The following is a 22650-nucleotide window of genomic DNA, read 5'->3' as shown; positions in this document are numbered from 1 at the left end:
GTGTCGGGTGCGGGTGATGACCTACAACATCAAGAACGGCGGGCGGGACGGCGCAGACCCGGGCCGGCTGGACCTGGTACTCCAGGTTGTCGCCGAGCAGCGCCCGGACGTGCTGGCACTACAGGAACTTCGGGGACTCCGCCGCGACCGCGACCGGTTCGACACCCTCGCCCGGCGGCTCGGCATGCGCGGGTACCTGGCCGGCGGGTGGTTCGGTCAACCGGTGGCGGTCCTGGTCCGGCCCCCGGTCGCGCCGGTTGTGGTCGCACCGGTCCGTCGGCCGTTCCACCACGGGGCTCAGCGGGTCGTGCTGGACACCGACCGGGGGCCGCTGACCGTGCTCAGCACGCACCTTCACCCGTACTCCGGGTGGCGCCGGCTGCGTGAGGCCGGCTGGCTGGTCGGTGCGGCCAGCCGGGGCGGGGCGGACCGGAGGCGGCTGCCGGAGCGGCTGGTCCTGTTGGCCGGTGACCTGAACACGCTCGATCCGGGCGGCCGGCACGACGAGCGGATCGGCCGGCTGCCGCCGGAGTACCGGAAACGGCACCTGATGCCGGACGGGGTGACCGTGGACACCCGGGCGGTCGCCGCGCTGTACCGGGCCGGCTTCGTGGACCTGTTCCGGCCGGCGGGTCCGGCCGGGTCGGCGGAACCGCCGCACACCGTGCCGACCAGCGCGGGCGGTGGGGTCGAGTTCACCGCGATGCGACTCGACTACCTGCTCGGCACGCCGCCGCTCGCCCGGCTGGCCCACCCGCCCCGGGTCGTCACCGGTGGGGCGGCGGAGTCCGCGTCCGACCACTATCCGCTGGTCGTCGAGTTCGACCTACGCCCGGGCTGAGCACCGGGACGGCTCAGGTGCCGAGCCCGACGTCGCGGGCGAGCAGGGCCGCCTGAACCCGGTCCGCGACACCCAGCTTGGCGAAGATGGCGGAGAGCTGGTTGCGGACGGTCTTCTCGCTCAGCCCGAAGTGTCGGGCGATCTTGGCGTTGGTGTCGCCGAACGCGAGCCGGCCGAGGATGTCCCGCTCCCTGGCGGTGAGTTGGTTGAGCGGGGCGGGCAGTTCGGCCGGTCCCCGGTTGAGCGCGGTGAGCACCGACGTCCCGATCCCCGGCCCCAGCACGACCCCGCCCTGGGCGACCGTACGCAGCGCGTCGATGACGGCGTCCGGATCGGTGTCCTTGAGCACGTAGCCCCGGGCACCGGCCCGCAGCGCCCGGGCCACGATCTCCTCGTCGTTGGCCATGGTGAGCATCAGCACCTTGGTCTCCGGGCGGGACTGGATGATCCGCGCGGTGGCGTCGACACCGTCACCGTCCGGCAGCGTCACGTCCATCGCGATCACCTCGACCCGTTCGCCGACCGCGGTGCTGATCGCCTCGGCGGTGGTAGCCGCCTCGAACACCTCGCTCACCCACGACTCGCCCTCGAGCATGGTGCGCAGCCCCCGGCGCACCACCGGGTGGTCGTCGACGATGAGGATCCGTCCACCGTGCACCATGCTCGTCGCCGCCTCTGCCCGCGCATCACGTCATGTGCGCCGCCATCGGCCGGAAGGGCATTGCCGGGGCCCGGCTGCGCATCGCGGGTTCAGCGTAGCGGGCTAGCCGATCCGGCCCGCGTCGCTGTCCGGACTCTGGCTCCCGGTGGCGGGCGGGGCGGTGCTGGCGGGCTGTGCGGCTCCGCTGCGCGGCTGCGGCAACTGCGATTCCGGGCCGGCGTCGACGGACCGGTGGGCGATCCCCCAGCAGCCGTCCGGGTTGCCGGCTTCCGGATCGGTTCCGCTGGCGCCGCCCGTACGGCCGGCGGTACCGGTATCCCCGGTCGGTGCGTCGGTGGCCGCTCGGTCGAGGGTGACTGGGCCGCCCTGCCCTGGCACCGCCGTCGCCGGGTCGGGGAGGGTCGGCTGGAAGGGTAGTCGCACCCGGATGGACGTACCGTGCGGACTCGTCGGGGTGATGTCGAAGTCACCGCCGAGTTCGGTGGCCCGTTCCCGCATCGAGTCGAGGCCGACCCCGCCGGGCCGGCGCGGGCCGAGTCCCACCCCGTCGTCCACGACCTCCACCGTCAGCGCCCGGTCCCGGTGCACGTGCACCCGGCAGGTGCTGGCCTGGGAGTGCCGGGTCACGTTGTTCAGCGCCTCGGCGACGATCCGGTACGCGGCCACCTCGATCGCCGCCGGCAACCCCTGGAGGTTTCCGTCGACCTGCAACCGGACCGCGAGGTTCGGGCTGTCGAACCGGGCACACTCGTTGCGCAGCGCGGCGGCGAGTCCCCGGTCCAGCGCCGGTGGCCGAAGCTGGTCGACGAGCTGGCGTACCTCGGCGGTGCAGGTCTGGAGGTCCGTAGCGAGCGCGTCGAGGATCCGACCGGTGCGCGGCTGCCCGGCGACGAGCTTGTGCGCGGCCCGGACCTGCATGGCCATCCCGGCCAGCGTCGGACCGAGCCCGTCGTGCAGGTCGCGGCGAAGTCGACGGCGCTCCTCCTCGCGGGCGGTGATCAGCCGTTCCCGGGACTCCTGGAGGTCGTGGATGAGCCGGACGGCCTCGGCCGCCACCGCCGCGTGCACCGCCAGGTCGCCCAGCAACCGCCGTTCGACCGGGGTGAACCGGCTCGCCGCGCTCCGGTTGGCGACCAGCAGCCGGCCGACCCGTTCCCCCCGGGTCACCATGTCGAACGCCTCGATCGGTGTGTTCGCGGTACCGTGCGCGGCGAGGACGCGCGGCCCCTCCCGCCCCTCGACCTCCACCGCGACGTGCGGCACCCGCAGCGACCGCGCGATGGTGTCGGTCAGCAGCGGCAGCACCGCGCCCGGCTCGACGGTACGGCCCAACAGCTCGCCGAGCCGCGCCATCACCTGGTACGGGTCGTCCCGGTCGCCGTAGAGCAGCCGGTTCACCCCCCGCTGCACCCGGCCCCGGGCCGGCTCGAACGCGACCGCGATCAGCCCGGTCGCCACCAGCGATGCGTTCGAGGTGCTGCCCGCCATCAGCAGGTCGCGCAGCAGGGTGATCAGTCCGACGAAGGCGGCGATCACCAGCAGGCTCATCACCAGCCAGACGATGGTCCGGTTGATGACCTGGTCCAGCCCGTACAGCCGGTAGCGCAGCACCGCGACGGCCATCCCGATCGGTAGCGCCACCACCATGATCAGCCAGGCTCCGGGCAGATTGATGGCCTCGAGCACCAGCCCGAGTAGCAGCAGAATCCCCGACGCCAGCAGGCAGGCCAACTGTGCACGGGTCTCGCTGTCGGCCCGCCGCCAGCGCAGCACCAGCGAGACCAGCACGGCGATCAGCCCGAGTACGGTTACCCCGATGGCGACGAGTGCCACCAGGACGAGTGTCCGGGCCCGCTGTGTCGGGGCCGGATCCGGGTCGCTGACCAAGCCGTAGGGGTCGTCCAGCGCGGCGACCGCGTAGGCGAGGGCGGCGAGGACCGTACCGCCGATGATCACCACGGCGACCGGGAGCCACCGCCGCGAGGGCAGCCGCCCGTCCGGGAAGACCAGCAGAGTGAGGAAGATCAGGCCGTACGGGACGAACCACGCCCACTGGCTCAGCCAGGCCAGCGGCAGCCAGGTGTTCCAACTCTCCGCGAGTACGGCCACGCTCGCCGCCCCCCCGGCGGCGAGCGTGAGCCGGCCCACAGGATGCCCGGGTACCCCGATCAGGACCAGCACGCCCATCACGGTGAACGCGACCGCGATCACCGCGGTCTCGCCGGTCTGTTCGATCCAGATATCACGGGCGCTGACGTACTGCCCGGCCACCACGAGCGCGACGACGATGGCTGCTCCGACCAGTGCGACGAGCCTGCCTGTGGGCCAGCGCCTGGTGTCCTCGGTGGACGTCACCCCTGCTACCCCTGTCCGATCAAGTTCTCAGTGTGTCCAGCCGGCGGCGTGCAGCGAGTTGTGGAACCATCCGCCCCGATCCATCAGCCGGACACCACCGGAGGGCGAGTCGCCACCCGGGAAGTGCGCGGCGTCCTCGGCGAGCGTGCCGGCGCCGAGTTGCGGCAGCGCGTCGATCGCCTCGTCTGCGGTCAGGCCGGAGTCGGCGACGATCTCCGGATGCCGGCGGATGTAGTCGCCGACGTGCTGCACGACGGCCTGCAACCGCCCCTGGATCAGCTCCGGGTCGGGATCCTCCAGCGTCGGTACCAGCCCCTCCAGCTCCCAGGCGTGGCTGAGTACCGGCGCGAGCCGACGGCCCGCCTTGTCGAAGAACTCCAGGCCCCCCTGGGCCTTGGCGCCGATGTCCTTCTCGCTCAGCATTTCCGCGACGCTGCCGTAGGCGTGCGCGAAGCTGTTGTCGCTGGCGATGACGATCGGTTCGATCTCCGTACGGCGAACCGGGCGGATCGGCTTAGCGGTCATGACGCTCCCCTCGTAATCCAGTCTCGACGGTCCTCGGCGCTGGTGGGCGACGGTTCCTTCGCAGCCTAGGCCCGCTCATCAACGGGGTGTGGAAAGGTCCGTCGGCTGAGCATCATGTCCCCTGCGACGTCCCGCTGGCCCGGGACCGGTGTCCCAGTCCACTCGGGAAAATCCGGCCTGTCTCCGTACGGTCCGGTACCCGACCCGGGCCTGGTCGACGGCTGTCCGACCAGAGCCTCCGGTCCGGGCCCGACCGGAGGTACTCGATGCCGGGTCGATGCCCACTCGATGCGCCGTACCGGCACTCTCGTCGGCGGTGCCAGCTGCCACTCACCACGGCCGGTACCTCACCGATCGTCAACCGGGGAGACCAATGACGCCCGAGTCGTCGGCAACCGCGAGCCGGAGTTCCGGCCTCGCCATGCCGCTGGGCAGGCGAAACTCGGCTCCCGCCCGCCCTGCGGTGCGGTCCGGGCAACCTGAGCCGGCCGACCTGATCCGCGAGCTGCTCGACCGGATCAGCCTCGCCGGCTGGACCGTGCGGCAACGGGCCGGGCGGACCATGGTCACCCCGGCGTCGCCGGTCGACCGCTTGCAGGGTTGGAAGCTGCACGTCTCGGCAACGCCCGCGAACGCGCCGCTGGTGCTCGCGGCGTGCGCGCCGGTGCTGGTCGAGGCGGGTACGGAATTCGGCTTCGTCGCCACCACGGCGGGACTGGCCGAGCTCAACGCTCCGCGGGCACCGAGGGCCGGGGCCGGAAAGTTCCTCACCGTGCACCCCGCGACCGACGAACTCTTCCGGGAACTGGCGAGACGTCTCGACGAGGTGACCGCCGGCTACGTGGGACCGGCAGTCCTCTCCGACCGGCCGTACCAGTGGGGCGGGGTGGTGCACTACCGGTACGGCGCTTTCCGCGGGGTCGACGTACTGGACGACGACGGCCGGTACCGGCGCTGCCTGGTCGATCCGGAGGGCAACCTGGTCGAGGACCACTGCGAGCCGCTCTTTCGGCCACCGGCCTGGGTCGAGCCGCCGTTCGACGCCGCGCCGGGGCGACCGGCCCCGGCGGTGCCCGGGGGACCGGCGTGCCCGACCGGCCCGGTCGGGCCGAGTTGGTCGGTGGCGTCGATGCAGGTCCTCGGGACCTCCACTGCCGAACCGGTCACCGGGTCGACGGGGAGGACCGGGTCCGTGGGGGACGGACCGGCGGGCCAGGCACTTCCCGCAGTACCTGCTCGGTCGGGGGGCTCGACCGAGGCGGGGGGCCCGGCCGGGTCGGGGGGCCCGGCCGGGTCGGCGGGGGCGGTCGGGGCAACGGGGGCGGTCGGGTCGACAGGGCTGTGGGGGCCTGTCGACCCGACCGGACCGGCCGAGGTTTTGATCGGCGGCAGGTATGCGGTCACCGGCGCGATCCGGCAGGCGAACAAGGGTGGCGTCTACCGGGCTCGGGACCTGCGTACCGGAGTCGGGGTCCTGATCAAGGAGGCCCGACCCTATGTCGGGGTTGACGCGTACGACCGGGACGTCCGGGACCTGCTCGGGCACGAGGCGCGGGTGTTGCGGCACCTGCTCCCGCTCGGCGTGACGCCCCGTCCACTGCGCGAGTTCGTGCAGGGCGACCACCGGTTCCTCGTCGAGGAACTGCTCCCGGGGTCGGCACTCTCCGCTGACGTGCCGGACCTTTCGGCGGTCGATCCGCACCGGCCGGCCTGGCAGCACCTGCTCGGCCGGCTGGCCCGGCTGCTCGGCGCGGTGCACGCGGTCGGCGTGGTACTCCGGGACCTGGCGCCGGAAAACGTGCTGCTGCTGCCGGACGGGGAACTCCGGCTGGTCGACCTGGAACTGGCCGCGTTGCGTACCGGCGGGCCGGACGACTGGTCCTACTTCGACCTGCGGCTCTCCGGCGCTGTCGGGTTCGTCGCGCCGGAGCTGTGGCGGGGCGCGGCGCCGGACCCGGCAGCCGACCTGTTCAGCCTCGGCGTGCTGGCCCTGTGGCTGGCCGGCCGGGTCTCGCCGGCCGGCCTCGACGTGGCGGGTACCGGCTCGTGGGCCGGATCGGCCGGGCGGCCGGTGCGGTGGCCGGAGGAGTGGGGGGCGACGTTGCTCCAGCCGTCGCTCAACGGGCCACCGGTCCCGGCGCCGTTGCGCCGGATCGTCATCGGTCTGCTCCGGGCGGAGCCGGCCGGAAGGATCGGGCTGGACGAGGTGGTCGCGCTCTGCGCCGAGGCCTCCGGTCCGGCCGCTCCGCCGATCTCCGCTCCGGTCGGGTGCCGACCTGCCGTGCAGCCGTAGCCGTGTCGGGGACGATCAGGATCGGTGGGTCGCGCCGCGCCAGTGCCCGGCCGTAATCAGTCGGTTCATGACGTCGCGTAGCTGGGAGGGGGTCACGGCCGTGGCGTCGTCGGTCGGCCCGAGGCGTGCCACGTCCAGACCTGCGTTCTCATCTGCAGCCGGCCTCGCCTCAGCGTCCGGGTTGGTGCGGGTCCGTAACCGTGCCAGATCGACCCGGCCGGCGTTCAACCCGTCGTATCAGCCCTTACGACATCCGGCGGGCGCCGAGCTTGACCTAACCCTGGCGCCGGCGCGGCAATGGCCGGCCGGCGTGCCGGCGGCTCGGGCTGGTCGGCGGAGCAGAGGATCGGGGTGGCCCGGGGCGCGATCCCGATCCGTCGGATCACCCCGCGCAGCGTTCCCGTCCGCCGTAGCGAGGCCGGCTCGTCGACGCCGCACCGCACCCCCACACCGACCGGTTTCGCGCCGACCGGTTTCGCGCCGACCGGCTTCGCGCCGACCGGCTTCGCCGCCGGACCGGGATGCTGCCCGGCCAGCCACTGGCCAGGATGCTGCCCGGCCAGCCACTGGACGGCCGCGCAGGCCGCCGCCCGGTCCGGATCGTCCAGCTCGTCGAAGAGCCGCCGGGCGGCCCGCGCCGCCGTCCAGGCAGCGGCGGATTCGGCCCGGGAGAGCAGCAGCAGGGCGTTGCCGAGCGACAGCAGCGCCTGGCCGCGATCGACACCTCGCCGGTCACGTAGCGCGGCACGACCGTGCTCGACCGCGCGCTGCCACAGCTCGGTCAGGCCGCGCTGGTGCAGGAAGTTCGTCGGTGCCACCGCCAGCCGCCAGGCCAACTCGGTGTCGCCGAGTCCGGCGGCCTGCCCGGCGGCGCCGACCAGCAGGTGCCGTTCGGCACCGAGCCAGCCGAGTGGGTCGGCGTCGACGGCGCGCAGGAGTTCCTCGGCCGGCCCGAATCCGGGCGGCTGGCCGATCGCACCGGCCGGGAAGACCTGGTCGGGTACCTGCCTATCGGCGCGCAGCGCCAGGTCCAGCAGCCACCAGTACGCCCGGCGGTGCGCCGTCGCCCGGGTCGGCGGTGGATCGTCGACGCCGACCCGTTCCGCCGCGTACAGCCGGACGAGCTCCGGCATCCGGTAACGGGGCAGCCCTGTGCGACGGTCCGGTACCGGCCGCACCAGACCAGCATCGGTCAGGGCGGCGAGCGCCTGCTCGGCACTACTCTCGTCGGTGTCCAGCAGCGGGACAGCGAGCCAGCCGGGGAATTCGGCCACCGGCAGCGCGCCGAGCCGCCGCAGCAGTGTCGCAGGTTCCGTTCCCAGCAGCTGGTACGCCTCGGCCAGCCCGCGCCGCACGTCCCGGTCGCCCTCGGCGAGCCGGTCGAGCCGCCGGGTGCTGTCGGCGAGCCGGTCGACGGCCTGGGCCAGCGACCGGTCGGCCCGGACCGCGAGTCGGCTTCCGGTGACCCGGATCGCCAGCGGGAGCCGGTCGCAGAGCTGCACCGTCCGGTGCACGGCCGGTAGATCGCCGACCGCCCGTTCCGGCAGCATCCCGGTGAGCAGCCGGACCGCCGGCTCGACCGGCAGCACGTCGAGGGTGACCCGGTGGGCGCCCTCCAGGCCGGTCAGCGGGCGTCGGCCGGTCACCAGCGCCGCCGAGGCCGGCCCGGTGGGCAGCAGCGGGCGTACCTGCGCCTCGTCGGCGGCGCCGTCGAGCAGGACCAGGATCCGGCGCCGCGCCACCATCGACCGGTAGAGGTCACGCCGCTCGGTACGGCCGTCCGGAACGGCTTCCCCAGGTACGCCGAGCGCACGGAGAAACCCGCCGAGCACCTGGTACGGGTCCACCGGCACCCCCTGGCCGTCGACGAGTTCGGCGTACAGGCAGCCGTCCGGGTGCGCGGGGCCGGCGTCCCAGCCGGCTCGGACCGCCAGCGCCGTCTTGCCGACCCCGGGCAGGCCGGAGACGACCACCACCGCCGGTCCGGTCCGCTCGGTGGCGTCGTCGAGGGCGCGGCGGATTCGGGTCAGTTCGGCTTCCCGCCCGACGAAGTCGGCGACGGCGGGCGGCAGTTGCCACGGGGCGTCCCCGGTGCGTCCGGCCGTACCGTCCCGGCCGCTTGGCCGACGGCGGTCCGGGCCGCCCGGTTGCCCGCCGGGCCGCCGACCGGGCAGCCCACCCCGGCGTCGACCCGGTCGTCCGGCCACCCGACGACGGGCCGGCGGCCCGCCCGGTCGCCGTCCCGGCCGGTTCGCGTTGGTGCAGCCGGAGTCGACAGCGGTCACCAACGACGCTCCCGGCACCGCCGACACACCTTCGAACCCCGCTCCCACATCTCCGGGCGTCGTCTCCGCACAAGCGCACACCGGACCGGACACCGGAGCGGGGTACCGGATGGAGGCCGGTACCGCCGCCGTGGGCATCCCGGGCGCCGTACCGGTCGACATCGGAGCGGGTTCTCGGCCGGCGCTCCCGGGGACGGTCGTCGGCACCCGGTGGCGCGGCCCGGGTGCGGTGGTCGGGAGGTCGAGCGCGGGATCGCGGTTGAGGATCCGGTGCTGCAGCTCGGTGAGGCGCGGACCGGGCTCGATGCCGACCTCGTCGGCGAGTCGCCGCCGGAAGTCCTGCAAGGCCGTGAGCGCGTCGGTGACCCGGCCACAGCGGTAGAGCGCGAGCACCAGGTTCTCCCGGAAACGTTCGTTGAACGGATCCGCGGCAACCACCCCGACCAGTTCGGTGACCAGGTCGGCGTGTCGGCCGAGGGCGAGTTCGAGTTCGATGCGGCGGGCCCGGATCGCGGCCCGCCGCTCGGTGAGCAGGGTGGCCGCCGTGCCGACCAGTTGCCCGGGCACTCCGGCCAGCGCGGATCCGCGCCACAGGTCGAGTGCGGACCTCAGCCGAGCGACGGCCTCGTCGGGTCGGCCGGTCGAGGCGGCCCGCTCCGCCTCGGCGACGTACCGTTCGAACAGCAGCGCGTCGAGTTCGTCGGTCGTGACGGCGAGCCGGTAACCGGCCGTCTCGGTGTGCACCACGGGCCGCTGCGCGCCGTCCCGGGCGAGCAGCCGGCGCAGTTGGGACACCACGATGGTCAGTTGGCTGCGGGCAGTCGGCGGCGCGTGCCAGCCCCACACCGCCTCGATCAGCCGGTCGGTCGGCACCGTCCGGTTGGCCTCCAGGAGCAGGGTCGCGAGCAGGGTCGAGACCCGGGCGCTCCGGATCCGGAGTGGAGCACCGGCAACCTCGACCGACAGTGGACCCAGGATTCTGAACCGCATGATCGTCTCCGTCGCGTCGCCGCGCGACAGCCGTACGACTGCCTGGGGCCGAGCCTGGTGCACCGCCTGGGGCCGAGCCAGGGACAGCTGACCCGGCCGTCCGGGAGGAATGCCCGACACGCCGGGCACGCCCCGAGACGTCGGCCGGTCGGTCGAGCGCCGGCCGGCCGATCAGAGGAGCAGATTGACGAGTACGGTCAGCAGGATCGAGCCGATGATCGAGATCAGGATCATCAGCAGGCAGCCCAGTCCGCCACCGAGCGGGCGTACCTCGACGCGGCCGAATCGCATCGGATCACATCTCCCGGAGCCGGGGCAGCAGCTCGCGCTCGGCCCAGTCCAGGAACGTCGGCTGGCCGTCGACGCCGACCTGTACGAACGCCACATCGGTGAAACCGGCGTCGACGTACTTCCGGAACGCCTCCACGTGCGAGTCCAGGTCCGGTCCGCAGGGTACGAGCTCTGCGACGTCCTCGGGCCGGATCGCCGCGGTGGCGCTGACGAAGGACTCCGGCCCGGGCAACTCGGCCTTGACGGTCCAGTTCAGCGCGGCCCACCGCCACTGGTCGTGCACCGTCTTGCGGCAGTCGTCGGCGTCCGGGCCGTAGCAGATCGCCGCCTGTCCGTACCGGGGCTTGCCGGTGCCGCCGCGTTCGTCGTACATCCGGACCACGGCCGCGTCCGGGGTGTCGCAGACCAGCGCGTCGGCGTACTCGACGGCCAGCTCGACCGAGTGCGGCCCCGAGGCCGCGAGGGCGATCGGAATGGGGTCGGCCGGCCGGTCCCAGAGGTACGCCTCGGGCACCTCGAAGTGGTTGCCGGAGTAGGAGAGGTTGTCCCCGTCGAGCAGCGGCCGGATGATCTGCAACGCCTCCTCCAGCATCTCGTGCCGTTGGTACACGTACGGCCAGGCGCCCGCCACGTGCTCGTTGAGGTTCTCGCCGGCACCGAGCGAGAGGGTGAACCGGCCGTCCGACATCACCCCGATCGTCGCCGCCTTCTGCGCCACCACGGCCGGGTGGTACCGCCGGATCGGGCAGGTGACGTAGGTCATCAGCTTGACCCGGGAGGTGGCGTGGGCAACCGCGCCGAGCACCGACCAGGCGTAGGGAGAGTGGCCCTGTGAGGCCAACCAGGGGTAGTAGTGGTCGGAGATGACCAGGTAGTCGAAGCCGGCCCGTTCCGCCCGGACCGCCTGGTCGACCAGCTCCTTGGGTCCGGTCTGTTCACACATCAACGTGTAGCCCACTCCGACCATGCCGACCTCCTCCGTCGTCCGATTCCGGTTGTTACCCCGCCTGTCGTCGGTCAACCCCGCCCCTCCGGCTCGGCGTGCAGCGATGTCCTTGACTGTCCGGCGGTGACCGGAGTAAGTTGCCTGAACCGGTTAAGACTCGCCGGTGCATCATCCTTGTGGTGGGGATGACGGCGTCCGCGGCGGTCGGTCACCGCATCGCCCGGGCGCCGCCCGGCGTGCGTGTGGCGCTTCCCCGGGGTCGACGGCTACTCCGGACGACCCGGCGAGGGCACGGTGGCGCACGAGCTGGCCGGAGGCGGTGAGCTTCTGGCGACCACCGCCGACCTGACCCGGCTCGCCGAGAAGGTGCGCGGCCCGGGCGGCGGTTACTTAACCGGTTGCGTTAATCGGTTCATCGTCCTACCCTGATCGTGCCGGCGCAGGGAGTTGGGCGGCGACTGTCGGGCTGCAGTTGCCAATTCCCCCACACCTGTCCCCGTCCCGGGGTCCTCCCTGAGGTAGGTCATGAAAAGACGAATCTACGCCGTCGCATCGTCGCTGCTCACGCTCGTTGTCGCCGCAACCGTCTCGCTGTTCGTGGCGGCCCCGCCGGCACAGGCGGCGGCCGGCTTCACCGTGAGCGGCGGCCGGCTCATCGACGCGCGCGGCAACCAGTTCATCATGCGCGGCGTCAGCCACGCGCACACCTGGTACACCAGCCAAACCGGTTCATTTGCGAACATCAAGTCCTTGGGTGCGAACACCGTACGGGTGGTGCTGAGCAGTGGTGCCCGGTGGACCCAGAACAGCGCCAGCGACGTCGCCAACGTCATCTCGCTGTGCAAGGCCAACCGGCTGATCTGCGTACTGGAGGTGCACGACACCACCGGGTACGGCGAGGAGGGCGCGGCGATCAGCCTCGACCAGGCGGTCAACTACTGGATCAGCATCCAGAGCGCGCTGACCGGCCAGGAGAACTACGTCATCCTCAACATCGGCAACGAGCCGTTCGGCAACAACGAGAGCGTCAGCGCGACCTGGCCGACCGCCACCAGCAACGCGATCAACCGGCTGCGCGACGCCGGCTTCGACCACACCATCATGGTCGACGCGCCGATGTGGGGCCAGGACTGGCGCTTCATCATGCGGGACAACGCCCAGAGCGTCTTCGCCTCGGACCCGGACCGGAACACCGTCTTCTCGATCCACATGTACGGCGTCTTCGACACCGCCGCCGAGATCACCGACTACCTCGGCCGGTTCCGCAGCGCCGACCTGCCGATCGTGGTGGGGGAGTTCGGGCACGACCACTCGGACGGGAACCCGGACGAGGACACCATCATGTCGTACACCCAACAGCACGGGATCGGCTACATCGGCTGGTCCTGGAGCGGCAACGGGGGCGGCGTCGAATACCTCGACATGGTGACCAACTTCAACCCGAGCCAGTTGACCTCCTGGGGGCAGCGGATCTTCAACGGGGCTAACGGGATCCGGCAGACCGCCCGGCAGGCGACGGTCTACGACAGCAGCACCCCGACGATCTCGCCGACCACCCGCCCGCCGACGACTCCGCCCACCACCCGCCCGCCGACGACTCCGCCGACGACCACGCCTCCGGTCGGCAGCCGGGGCTGCACCGCCAGCTACGCCATCACCGGCCAGTGGCAGGGCGGCTTCCAGGCCGACGTCCGGGTGACCGCCGGCAGCGCGGCGATCAGCGGCTGGACCGTCAGTTGGACCTTCGCCAACGGGCAGCGGATCAACCAGTCGTGGAACGTGACGATCACCAGCAGCGGGTCGGCGGTGACCGCCCGGAACGTCTCGTACAACGGCAGCCTCGGGGCCGGGGCCAGCACCGCGTTCGGCTTCATCGGCACCTGGAACGGCACCAACAGCGCACCGACGCTGAGCTGCGCCGCCAGCTGACCACCAGGTGCAGGCCGGCCCCGACGGCCAGTGCCGGCAACCGGTGGCCGGGTCCTTACCGCGGGCCCGGCCACCGGGCCGGGGACGGTCAGCTCCGGCCGGGCAGCCGGGGCAGCACCTCGGCGGCAACCTCCGCGAGGATCGCCTCGTCTCCGGCGTACCAGCTCGACTCGCGCGGCCAGTGCGTGACGACGTCGGTGAAGCCCAGCTCGGCGGCCCGACCGACGGCCTCGGTGAAGTACCCGACGCTGCGCAGTGAGAAGACGGGCGCGGAGTCGAGGGAGAGATAGCGGTCCAGGGTGCCGGGATCACGGCCGGCGGCGGCCAGGATCTCGTCCATCCGGCCGGCGAGGTCGGCTACGGAGCGCCACCACGCCGCCAGGTCGTCGCCGTCCGGTACGCCGGTGGTCACCCAGCCCTGGCCCTGCCGGGCGGCGAGCCGCAGCGAGCGTGGCCCGTTCGCGGCGACGACGAACGGGACCCGGGGCGTCTGGACACAGCCCGGGTTGCTCCGCGCGTCGACAGCCGCGTAGTACTCGCCCCGCCAGGTGACGCCGTCCTTCCGGAGCAGCCGGTCGAGCAGATCGGTGAACTCGGTGAACCGGTCGACCCGGTGCCGGGCAGAGAGTGCCCCGGCGCCGAGTACGGCGGCGTCGAAGCCGATCCCGCCGGCGCCGAGCCCCAGCAGCAGCCGCCCGTCCGAGACGTCGTCCAGCGCGGTGATCTGTCGGGCGAAGTGCACCGGATGCCGGAAGTTGGGCGAGGCGACCAGGGTGCCCAACCGGATCCGGGAGGTCACCATCGCGGCCGAGGTGAGGGTGCCCATCGCGTCGAACCACGGCCCGTCGACCAGGTCGCGCCAGCCCAGGTGGTCGTACGTCCAGGCGTGGTCGAAGCCCCACTCGTCGGCCTGGCGCCACCGGCGCTCGGCCACGGACCACCGTCGGTCGGGAAGGATCACGATGCCTACGCGCATGATCCCAGAGCCTACGGCTGTCGCGCCGCGGCTCCGGCCGGGTCACCCGAACCGGTGACCGGCGGACGCTCACAGCCACCTCACAGCTACGGTGAATACTGTCACCAAGGTGGTGTGTTGATCCATCGTGGAATCTGCCTGCCGAACCCGCGGCACACATCCGCCGTAAACAGGAGTATCTCTATGGTCTTCAAGAAGATGTTGAGCGCCCTCGGCGTCGGCGGTCCCAGTGTGGACACTGTGCTGACGAATCCCAACACCCGGCCCGGCCTGATGCTGGAGGGGCAGGTCAACCTGCGCGGCGGGGAGTCCGCAGCCGACATCGAGCAGATCACCGTCGCGCTGGTCACCCGGGTCGAGATGGAGGCCGGTGACAGCGAGTACGCCGGCACCATGGAGTTCTACCGCCTTCCGGTGAGCGGCGCGATGCGCCTGGACGCCAAGCAGGAACTGGCGATTCCGTTCCAGCTCCCGGTCCCCTGGGAGACCCCGATCACCGACGTTTACGGTCAGCGCCTGCGCGGCATGACGATGGGGCTGCGCACCGAACTCGCGGTGGCCCGGGCGGTGGACAAGGGTGACCTGGACGCCATCGCGGTCCACCCGCTGCCGGTGCAGGAGAAGATCCTGGAGGCGTTCGCCCAACTCGGCTTCCAGTTCAAGAGCGCTGACCTGGAGCGCGGGCACATCTACGGCGTGCAGCAGACGCTGCCGTTCTACCAGGAGATCGAGTTCCTCGCCGCCCCGCAGTACGCGCACACGATCCGGGAGGTCGAGCTGACCTTCGTCACCAGCCAGCAGGGTGTGGACGTCATCATCGAGTGCGACAAGCGTGGCGGAATGTTCAGCGGCGGGCACGACAGCGTCGGGCGGTACACGGCCGAGCACGCCGGGGTCGACCAGGTCGACTGGCGGCAGCGGGTGGAGGGCTGGCTGGCGCAGACGGTGCAGAGCTACGCCCGGCACGGCGGGCTGCAGCAGCACTACGGGCATCCCGGCAAGCAGGGTCACCACGGCGGTCACGGCATCGGTGGCGTCGTCGCCGGTGCCGCCCTCGGGATGGCCGGTGGCATGATCGCCGGCGAGATGCTGGAGGACGCCTTCGAGGGCGACTTCGGCGACTTCGGCGAGTAAACAGCAGGCGAAAGGTCGCGGTCCCCGCCGCACTTCGGCGGGGACCGCGACCCGTGGCAGTCGCCACTGCTCGGGACGTTCCGGCGCGCCCGACGCATCAGGCACGCACAGCGTCGTTACCTGTTCGCCCGGTCCGCCCGGTCGGCCCGTCGCCAGGCGCTACCGAGCTTCGCCAGACCACGGCTACCCAGGTAGGCGATGGTCAGCAGGGTGATGAAGAACCACGCGTTGTCCGCGCGGAACACGTCCACGCCGACGGAGTTCCGGCCGACCAACTCGGAGGCGAGCAGAACGCCACCCACCGCGGCCAGATAGATATAGAACTCCGTCGTCTTGTACGCCGGCTTGGTCTCGCTACCCGGGTTCCGGCGCGCCGGCTCGTCCATCCGGCGCTGCATCTCCGACAGGGTCTGCTGTATCTGCTGGTTGGAGATGTGCTGGGCACCCATCTCCCGGGTCGGTGCCGACTGCATGTCCGTCACCTGCTGGCCCATCGGCTGCCTGGAAGGGGTCTGCGTGCTCATCTTTTCCTCCTCGGATTCGATGAGATCTCTTCCGACCGCCGCCGGTCACGGCACTGCCGCGCCGGTGGCACCGGTTGGCTACCCGGCGGGTCCGGCCACAAACAGCCGCTGACCGGCTAACCGTTGGCTGCGCGGGCGGTGGTGCGGGGCGGCGACTGTGCCGGTGGCGTTTGCCGACCCGGGCACCGGGGACACCTCGGACAACGACAACTCGGCGAGGTGGTGGACCGTGGCGGACGTGCGCGGCGGGGACGAACAGCGGGAGTCGGCGCGGCGGAGCGAAGACCGGATCGGGGGCGGCAAGTACCGCCCCGGCGCGGTGGAGGAGGTCAGCCTGCCGGTCGACGGGGTACGGGAGGCGCACGAACGCGACATCGAGGATTCGACGGACCGGGCGGCCGATCCGGACGTACTGCGCGACGGCGGTCCGACCCGGAACCGGGGCGTGAGCACCACCACCGGTACCGACCGGCGGGCCGGCTCGGCGAACGTACGCCGTCAACCCCGCCGACCCGGCGGAAAGGTGGCACCCACCACCACCGGGGACGCGACCACCGGCGGAACCAATCCGCCGGCGGCCGGCTCCACCAGTGACGCCTCCGGACCCACGCCGCAGATCGGCAACTTCACGGACAGGTGAGCCCGTCTGACCTGAACCGCGCACGGACAGGTCAGCCCGTCCGACCTGAACCGCGCCGCGACGGTTCGCCACGACGGAGCGCAAGGCGGTTCGGCTCGCCTGACCGGCCGTCGTCTCCGGCTCAGCCGACCCGGAGGATGCCCAGTCGCTGGGTAGCCCGGGTGAGCGCCACGTAGAGGTCGCTGCGCCCGCGCGGGGACTCGGCGACGATCCGGTCCGGATCGACCACCAGGACCGAGTCGAACTCCAGCCCCTTGGCCTGGGCGACCGTCAACAGCACCACCCGGCTGGTCAGCTCCGGATCGTCCCCGAGCGCCACCTCGGGCTCCGCCTCGGTGGCCGCCCGGCCCAACTCGTCGACCCGGCCGGCCGGCACGATCACTCCGACCCGGCCGGAGCCGACACCGGCCACCTCGGCCCGGACCGCCTCGACCAGCCGTCCGGGCAGCTCACCGGCACCGACCCCGACGTCCCAGGGCTGCTCGCCGGTGTCGCGTACCGCGCGGGGTGGGGTCAGCGTCGGGTCGATCTCCGTTAGCACCTTCGCGGCCACCGCCAGGATCTCCGACGGGGTCCGGTAGCTGACCGTCAGCTCCTCCAGCCGCCACCGGTCACCGACGTACGGCTCCAGCACCGGCCACCAGGACGAGGTGCCGGCCAGGGCACCCGTCTGGGCCACGTCACCGACCAGCGTCATCGAGCGGCTCGGGCAGCGGCGCATCAGCACCCGCCAGGCCATCGGGGAAAGTTCCTGCGCCTCGTCCACGATCACGTGCCCGAAGGCCCAGTTCCGGTCCGCCGCAGCCCGCTCGGCGGTGCTCAACTGCTCCCCGTTGGCCTGCCGCTCGGCCAGCCGGTCGGCCACGAGCAGGTCGGTGACGTCGAGCATCCCGTCCTCGGCGTCGGGCTCGTCCTCGAAGTCGATCGACTTGGAACCGGCGGCGATCTCCAGCACGCCCTCGGCGTACTCGAGCTCGGCCTGCCGCTGCCGGGCTGCGCGGGTCCGGGCCGCGCGATCGTCCTCGCCGAGCAGTTCCGCCGCCTCGTCCAGCAGCGGTACGTCGGCCGGGCTCCAGCCGCCCCACGGCTCGCGCCGCAGCGCCGCCCGCTGTGCCTCGTCGAGGTTCGCCGCCGCGACCGCGAGCCGCTGCTCCGAGGCGAACAGCCCGGCCACCACCTGTTGCGGGGTGAGTACCGGCCAGAGCCAGTCCAGCACCGCCTGCACCTCCGGCTCGGCCCGCAGCTCGCGCCGGAACTCGGCGAGGTCGGCCTCGTCGAGCAGGTTCTCCCCGCCCAGCGGGTCGGCGCCGATCCGCTCGGCGAGCTGGTCGGCGAGGGCGTGGATGATCTCGATGTCGAAGAGTGGCCGGGCCAGGTTGTGCGGCCGGTCCGCGCGGCGGACCCGGTCCCGGGCGGCGGCGACCGTGGCCGGATCGAGCGCCAGCCGGTCCCGCTCGATGTTGATCTCGATCGGCTCGTCCGGCACCCGCTGCCGGTCCCGGATCGCGGCGGCCAGCACCTCGACCATGTCGAGCCGGCCCTTGAGTTCGGCGACCTCGGCCGGTTCGGGCCGGGTCGCGGTGATCCCGGGGAAGAGCTCGCCGACGGTACGCAGCAGCACGCCGGTCTCGGCGAGGGTCGGCAACACCTGCGAGATGTAGCGCAGGAAGGTCGCGTTCGGACCGACCAGCAGCACGCCCCGGGTGGAGAGGATCCGGCGGTGCGTGTAGAGCAGGTACGCCGCCCGGTGCAGCGCCACCGCCGTTTTCCCGGTGCCGGGACCGCCCTGCACCACGAGCACCCCGTCGAGGTCGGCCCGGATCACCCGGTCCTGCTCGGCCTGGATGGTCCGGACGATGTCGGTCATCCGGCCGGTACGGCTGGCGTTGACCGCCGCCAGCAGCGCCGCCTCGCCGGTCAACCCGCCCCGGTCACCGGCCTGTCCGGCGGCATCCAGATCCAGCACCTCGTCGTCGAGGCCGACCACCTCGCGGTCCCGGGTCCGGATGTGCCGGCGTCGGCGCACCCCGTCCGGGGCGGCGGCGGTGGCGAGATAGAACGGTCGGGCCGCCGGGGCGCGCCAGTCCAGCAGCACCGGCTCGTACTCGCCGTCGCCGTCGAAGACGCCGATCCGGCCGATGTAGCGGCGGGTGCCGTCGTCGAGGTCCAGCCGGCCGAAACAGAGGCCCTGCTCGACCGCGCCGAGCCGGTCGATCTGCTCGGCGTACATCCGTACCGTGCCGTCGCGCTGCGAGCGCTCCTGCTGGGTACCGCCGGTGTTGCGCAGTGCGTTGCGCAGTCGCCGGCTGGCCTGGGTACGCAGTTCGTCGAGGCGGCCGTAGAGCATGGAGACGTACCGCTGTTCGGCGGGGATGTCATCCTGGGTCCGGTCGGTGGGCCCGGGCTGCCCGCCCGCCACCGACTCGTCCGCGCGGGAGTGCGCGGTGCGTCCGATCGGCTCGTCGACCGGCTCTTCGAGACGCTGGTCGGGCGAAAAACCGGATTGCTTTGACAAACCGTCTCCCCATTGCTAGCCTTTGCAGGGAACGGCATTCTGCCGTTCTTTTTTGTTTCCGAACTGAGAAACGATAGCGCGTTTCCGCGCCGGCATCCATCGGTCGCCCCATCCCGCGGCCCCGTCACCTGGCGGGGTGTGCCGGCGTCGCCTCAACCGAGGTGGCAGGCACCCGGCGGGCACGGGAGACCGCCAGGTCGACGGCGTCCACCGCGACCTGGCGGTCGAATTGCTCGATCAGGCCCCCGGCCCGGCGGTGCCGGGAACCGCTCACCTGGCGTTCAGGGCGACCTCCTCACCTGTCCTGGGCGACCTCGTAGAGCCGTTCCGGCCGCACCGCACCGACGAGTACCCGCCCGTCATCGGTGAGCAGGGCGGTGAAGAGCTTGCCGGTGACCAGCCGACCACTGCCCCATTCGCCGGTCACCTCGGGCAGCCCGCCCAGCAGGCCCCGCAGCAGGCCGGCCTCCGTGCCGTCGGTCTCCGTGTCGTCGGTCTGCGACTCCGCGATCCCGGCGAGTTGCGGAACCTTGGCCACCAGTACGCTCGTCCACCCGCTGCCGACCACCGTCGGCCGCTCCACCCCGATCGGCAGCGCCGGCCGACCCTCCGGTCGGGCCGCCTCGGTCACCACCGTTCCGGGCGGGGGGTTGAAGGCGAACTGGGCCGGGTCCGGTCGCTCGAAGTCGATCCGGGTGAACGCCACCTCGAAGGCGGGCTTGCTGGTGCCCTCCGGTACGACCTGGAAGCGCAGCGGCACGTGTTCGACGGCGTCGATCGCGATCGTTATCCGGTCCACCAGCGAGGTGGCGTCCCGGGGTTCGAGCACCAGTTCGTACGCGTCCCGACCGGCGATCGAGGCCGACCGTCCGACCCGGACCCGGGTGCTCGGATCCACCGCCGCCAGCGCCTGCTCGGCGGCCTCCTGCGGGGTTACCGGCAGGTGGCCGGGCCCGGCGGTCGGGCCGGCGTGGTCCAGGTCGCTGTGGTCCAGGGTGCTGTGCTCGGCCCGGTTGGCCTGGCTGTCCCAGACCCATACGTCCTTTCCGTTGCGGATGACGTCGGTCTCGCCGAGCGTGCCGAGCAGCGCGATCCGGGTCCGGTCCGGACCGGCGTGCCAGACCCGCAGGGTGTGCGTGCCGGAGACCAGCGAGGTCAGCTCGGCGCTGCCGCGTCCGCCGATGCCGGGCAGGCTCGGCAGCCCGAGGTCGGCGCGCTTGATGACCGTGCCCGAGAGCCCGTCGAGGCGGGCGGTCTGCAGGTCGACGAGGAGCTGTGCGGCGCTGCGCTCGGGCAGGTTCGGCTCGGCGGCCGAGGCGAACGTGCCGACCGCCGCACCTCCGCCGAGAATCGCCAGGGCCGCCCCGGTCGGGACCAGCCACCGCAGCGCGGGCCGGGTTTGCAAAACGGACATGTTCGTACCTCCTGACCACCATGCTGCGCCTGCCGCGCTGTGAAACCACTGAGAACCGCCGTCGGCTCACTCAGCCGGGTGTGGTTGCCCCGGCCGGGATGGCACGCTTGTCCGGTGCGATTGCTGGTGGTGGAGGACGAGGCCCGACTGGCCACGGCGCTGCAACGCGGCCTCTCGGCGGAGGGCTTCGTCGTCGACGTGGCCGGTACCGGGCCGGACGGGCTGGACCTGGCCCGGCACGGCGGGTACGACGCGATGATCCTGGACGTGATGCTGCCCGGGCTCTCCGGTTACCGGGTGGTTCGGCAACTGCGGGCCGAGAAGCACTGGCTGCCGGTGCTGATGCTCTCCGCCAAGGACGGCGAGTACGACCAGGCCGACGGGCTGGACTGCGGTGCGGACGACTACCTGACCAAACCCTTCTCCTACGTGGTGCTGCTGGCCCGGTTGAGAGCCCTGCTCCGCAGGGGCGCGCCGCGCCGCCCGGTGATACTGGTCGCCGGTGACCTGAGCCTGGATCCGGCCCGCCGCCGGGTCACCCGGGACGGGGTCGGGGTGGATCTCACCGCTCGGGAGTACGCCCTGCTGGAGTACCTGCTCCGCCGGGCCGGTGAGGTGGTCTCCAAGACCGAGCTGCTGGACCACGTCTGGGACGCGAGCCTGCGTACCGCGCCGAACGCCGTCGAGGTCTACGTCGGCTACCTACGTCGCAAGATCGGCCGGGACCGGCTGGAGACGATCCGCGGCGCCGGCTACCGGCTGGTGACATGACTCGCTCGGCGCTAGGTCACCCGGGGGCGCTTCTCCGCGTGGAGCGTGAAGCGCTCGCCGACGTCGGGACCGGAGCCCTCCGGTGATCCGGCTCCGGGGCGGCCGGCGCGGCTGGCGACGGCCGTGGCGGAAACTGAGCCTGCGCGCCCGACTCACCATCATCAGCGCGGCGGGGCTTGCCGCCGGCCTTGCCGTCGGCGGGCTGGTGCTGCTCGGCGCGCTCGGCTACGCGCTTCAGCGCACCGTCGACACCGAGGCGCTGAAGACCGCCGAGGCGGTGGCCCGGCTCGCCGGTCAGAACGCGCTGCCGGACCCGCTGCCGGTCGCCGGCGGTCAGGTACGCGTCCAGGTGCTCGACGGGCAGGGCCGAATCCGGGCCGCCTCGATCGACGCCGACCGGCTGGTCCCGATGCTCTACCCGGACGAGCTGCGGCGATTCCAGGCCGGGGAACGGGACCGGTTCTACCTGCCCGGCCGACGGCTCGGCCTGGACGGTCCGATCCGGGTCGTCGCGGTGCCCGCCGGACCGGCCGCCGATCCGCACACCGTGCTCGTGGCCAAGTCCACCGCGGACGTGCGGCACAGCGTGACCGTGGTCCGGACCATCCTGCTGGTCAGCTTTCCGCTTCTTCTGGTCGCGCTCGCCGCGGTCGCCTGGCGGGTGGTCGGCGCCACCCTCCGACCGGTCGAGGCGTTGCGGGCCGGCGCCGAGGAGATCACCGGCGGGACCCGGCCGGGTATGTTGCCGCTGCCCGCCTCACACGACGAGATCCGCCGGTTGGCGGTGACCCTGAACGGCATGCTGGGCCGGCTGGAGACGGCCCGGGCCCGGCAGCGCGCCTTCGTCGCCGACGCCGCGCACGAGCTACGCAGCCCGCTGGCCAACCTGCGGACCCAGCTCGAGGTCGCGCAGCGGCTCGGTCCGGCGACGCACTGGCCGGCGGTCGCCGACGACCTGCTCGCCGACACCCAGCGGCTCAGCCGGCTCGTCGACGACCTGCTGCTGCTCGCCCGCTTGGACGAGGCGGGTGCCCGGCCACCCCGGGCAGCCGAACCGGTCGAGCTGGGGGAGTTGCTGACCGAGGTCGCCGAGCGGTATCCGGCGCCGCCGCTGCGGGTGGTGGCACCGGGCTCGCCGCTCTGGGTGCTGGCCGAGCCGGACGCGCTGACCCGGATCCTCGGCAACCTGCTGCACAACGCGGTACGGCACACCACCAGCGAGGTGGTGCTGGAGGCCGGCCCTGGCGACCGGACCGCCGCGGCGTACCACCTGGTGACGGTTACCGACGACGGGCCCGGCATCCCCGCCCGGGACCGGGACCGGGTCTTCGGCCGGTTCACCCGGCTGGACGACGCCCGGGCCCGGGACGCGGGCGGCGCCGGGCTCGGACTGGCCATCGTCCGGGAACTGGTACGCCGCCAGGGCGGCACGGTGACCCTCGCCGACGCCGGACCGGGACTGCGGGTCGAGGTACGCCTGCCGGCCGAGCGTCCGGCGTCCGAGGGCCACGACGCCCCGATGTCGACACGGCCGCCGGTCGGTGTTCAGCGTGTCGACGG

At 72.5% G+C, this 22650-nt stretch carries 16 protein-coding genes and 1 pseudogene; 8 read left to right on the top strand and 9 right to left on the bottom strand.

The window, feature by feature from the left end:
- Positions 1–16 precede the first annotated feature (16 nt).
- Positions 17–841 carry an endonuclease/exonuclease/phosphatase family protein gene (locus EV371_RS22805; protein ID WP_130463857.1) on the top strand — a complete coding sequence of 275 codons (825 nt, stop codon included), beginning with the start codon at positions 17–19 and terminating at the stop codon, positions 839–841.
- 13 nt (positions 842–854) lie between these two features.
- Here EV371_RS22805 and EV371_RS22800 read toward each other — a convergent pair whose 3' ends face one another.
- The 3 genes from EV371_RS22800 to EV371_RS22785 form a co-directional block, all read right to left on the bottom strand.
- Positions 855–1502, bottom strand: coding sequence for a response regulator (locus EV371_RS22800; RefSeq protein WP_130463856.1), 648 nt, complete (start codon positions 1500–1502; stop codon positions 855–857).
- Between the two features lie 102 nt (positions 1503–1604).
- Positions 1605–3857, bottom strand: coding sequence for a sensor histidine kinase (locus tag EV371_RS22790; RefSeq protein WP_349339685.1), 2253 nt, complete (start codon positions 3855–3857; stop codon positions 1605–1607).
- Between the two features lie 27 nt (positions 3858–3884).
- The gene (locus EV371_RS22785) at positions 3885–4382 is read right to left on the bottom strand and encodes a hypothetical protein (RefSeq protein ID WP_130463855.1); all 498 of its coding nucleotides are present in this window, start codon (positions 4380–4382) and stop codon (positions 3885–3887) included.
- Positions 4383–4755: 373 nt separating this feature from the next.
- On the opposite strand from EV371_RS22785, the gene EV371_RS22780 reads away from it, so the two are divergent.
- Positions 4756–6675 carry a class III lanthionine synthetase LanKC N-terminal domain-containing protein gene (locus EV371_RS22780; RefSeq protein WP_165436812.1) on the top strand — a complete coding sequence of 640 codons (1920 nt, stop codon included), beginning with the start codon at positions 4756–4758 and terminating at the stop codon, positions 6673–6675.
- A 224-nt stretch (positions 6676–6899) separates the two neighbouring features.
- Here the strand turns inward: EV371_RS22780 and EV371_RS22775 are convergent, their stop codons facing one another.
- The gene (locus EV371_RS22775) at positions 6900–9950 is read right to left on the bottom strand and encodes an AfsR/SARP family transcriptional regulator (RefSeq protein ID WP_130463853.1); all 3051 of its coding nucleotides are present in this window, start codon (positions 9948–9950) and stop codon (positions 6900–6902) included.
- Positions 9951–10245: 295 nt separating this feature from the next.
- Positions 10246–11208, bottom strand: a complete 963-nt coding sequence (locus EV371_RS22770; protein ID WP_130463852.1) for a TIGR03557 family F420-dependent LLM class oxidoreductase — start codon at positions 11206–11208, stop codon at positions 10246–10248.
- Positions 11209–11481: 273 nt separating this feature from the next.
- Between EV371_RS22770 and EV371_RS34590 the strand changes: the two genes are divergently transcribed.
- A complete protein-coding gene (locus tag EV371_RS34590) occupies positions 11482–11616 on the top strand; it encodes a hypothetical protein (RefSeq protein WP_486484758.1) in 135 nt (44 codons plus the stop codon).
- Positions 11617–11712: 96 nt separating this feature from the next.
- The gene (locus EV371_RS22765) at positions 11713–13116 is read left to right on the top strand and encodes a cellulase family glycosylhydrolase (RefSeq protein ID WP_130463851.1); all 1404 of its coding nucleotides are present in this window, start codon (positions 11713–11715) and stop codon (positions 13114–13116) included.
- A gap of 88 nt (positions 13117–13204) precedes the next feature.
- On the opposite strand, the gene EV371_RS22760 is transcribed toward EV371_RS22765, so the two are convergent.
- Positions 13205–14092 (bottom strand): LLM class flavin-dependent oxidoreductase, encoded by an 888-nt coding sequence (locus EV371_RS22760; RefSeq protein WP_130463850.1) that lies wholly within the window; start codon positions 14090–14092, stop codon positions 13205–13207.
- 183 nt (positions 14093–14275) lie between these two features.
- On the opposite strand from EV371_RS22760, the gene EV371_RS22755 reads away from it, so the two are divergent.
- Positions 14276–15226, top strand: coding sequence for a sporulation protein (locus tag EV371_RS22755; protein ID WP_130463849.1), 951 nt, complete (start codon positions 14276–14278; stop codon positions 15224–15226).
- A 116-nt stretch (positions 15227–15342) separates the two neighbouring features.
- Here EV371_RS22755 and EV371_RS22750 read toward each other — a convergent pair whose 3' ends face one another.
- A complete protein-coding gene (locus tag EV371_RS22750) occupies positions 15343–15750 on the bottom strand; it encodes a hypothetical protein (RefSeq protein WP_207230575.1) in 408 nt (135 codons plus the stop codon).
- A 238-nt stretch (positions 15751–15988) separates the two neighbouring features.
- Here EV371_RS22750 and EV371_RS22745 point away from each other — a divergent pair, with 238 nt between their 5' ends.
- Positions 15989–16390, top strand: a complete 402-nt coding sequence (locus EV371_RS22745; protein ID WP_130466138.1) for a hypothetical protein — start codon at positions 15989–15991, stop codon at positions 16388–16390.
- Positions 16391–16511: 121 nt separating this feature from the next.
- On the opposite strand, the gene EV371_RS22740 is transcribed toward EV371_RS22745, so the two are convergent.
- Both EV371_RS22740 and EV371_RS22735 read right to left on the bottom strand, forming a co-directional pair.
- Positions 16512–18737 carry an AAA family ATPase gene (locus EV371_RS22740; RefSeq protein ID WP_130466137.1) on the bottom strand — a complete coding sequence of 742 codons (2226 nt, stop codon included), beginning with the start codon at positions 18735–18737 and terminating at the stop codon, positions 16512–16514.
- A gap of 463 nt (positions 18738–19200) precedes the next feature.
- On the bottom strand, positions 19201–20319 hold the full coding sequence (locus tag EV371_RS22735) for a LolA-like protein (RefSeq protein ID WP_130463848.1): 1119 nt from the start codon (positions 20317–20319) through the stop codon (positions 19201–19203).
- Between the two features lie 114 nt (positions 20320–20433).
- Here EV371_RS22735 and EV371_RS22730 point away from each other — a divergent pair, with 114 nt between their 5' ends.
- Complete coding sequence (locus EV371_RS22730) at positions 20434–21090, top strand: response regulator transcription factor (RefSeq protein WP_130463847.1); 657 nt, start codon at positions 20434–20436, stop codon at positions 21088–21090.
- 157 nt (positions 21091–21247) lie between these two features.
- Positions 21248–22576: pseudogene (locus EV371_RS22725) on the top strand (HAMP domain-containing sensor histidine kinase); the annotation flags it as partial.
- Positions 22577–22650: the final 74 nt, after the last annotated feature.

Source organism: Plantactinospora sp. CNZ321, from assembly GCF_004217235.1.
Note: the sequence above shows the minus strand (reverse complement) of the source record. Positions and strands in the feature narration are given on the sequence as shown.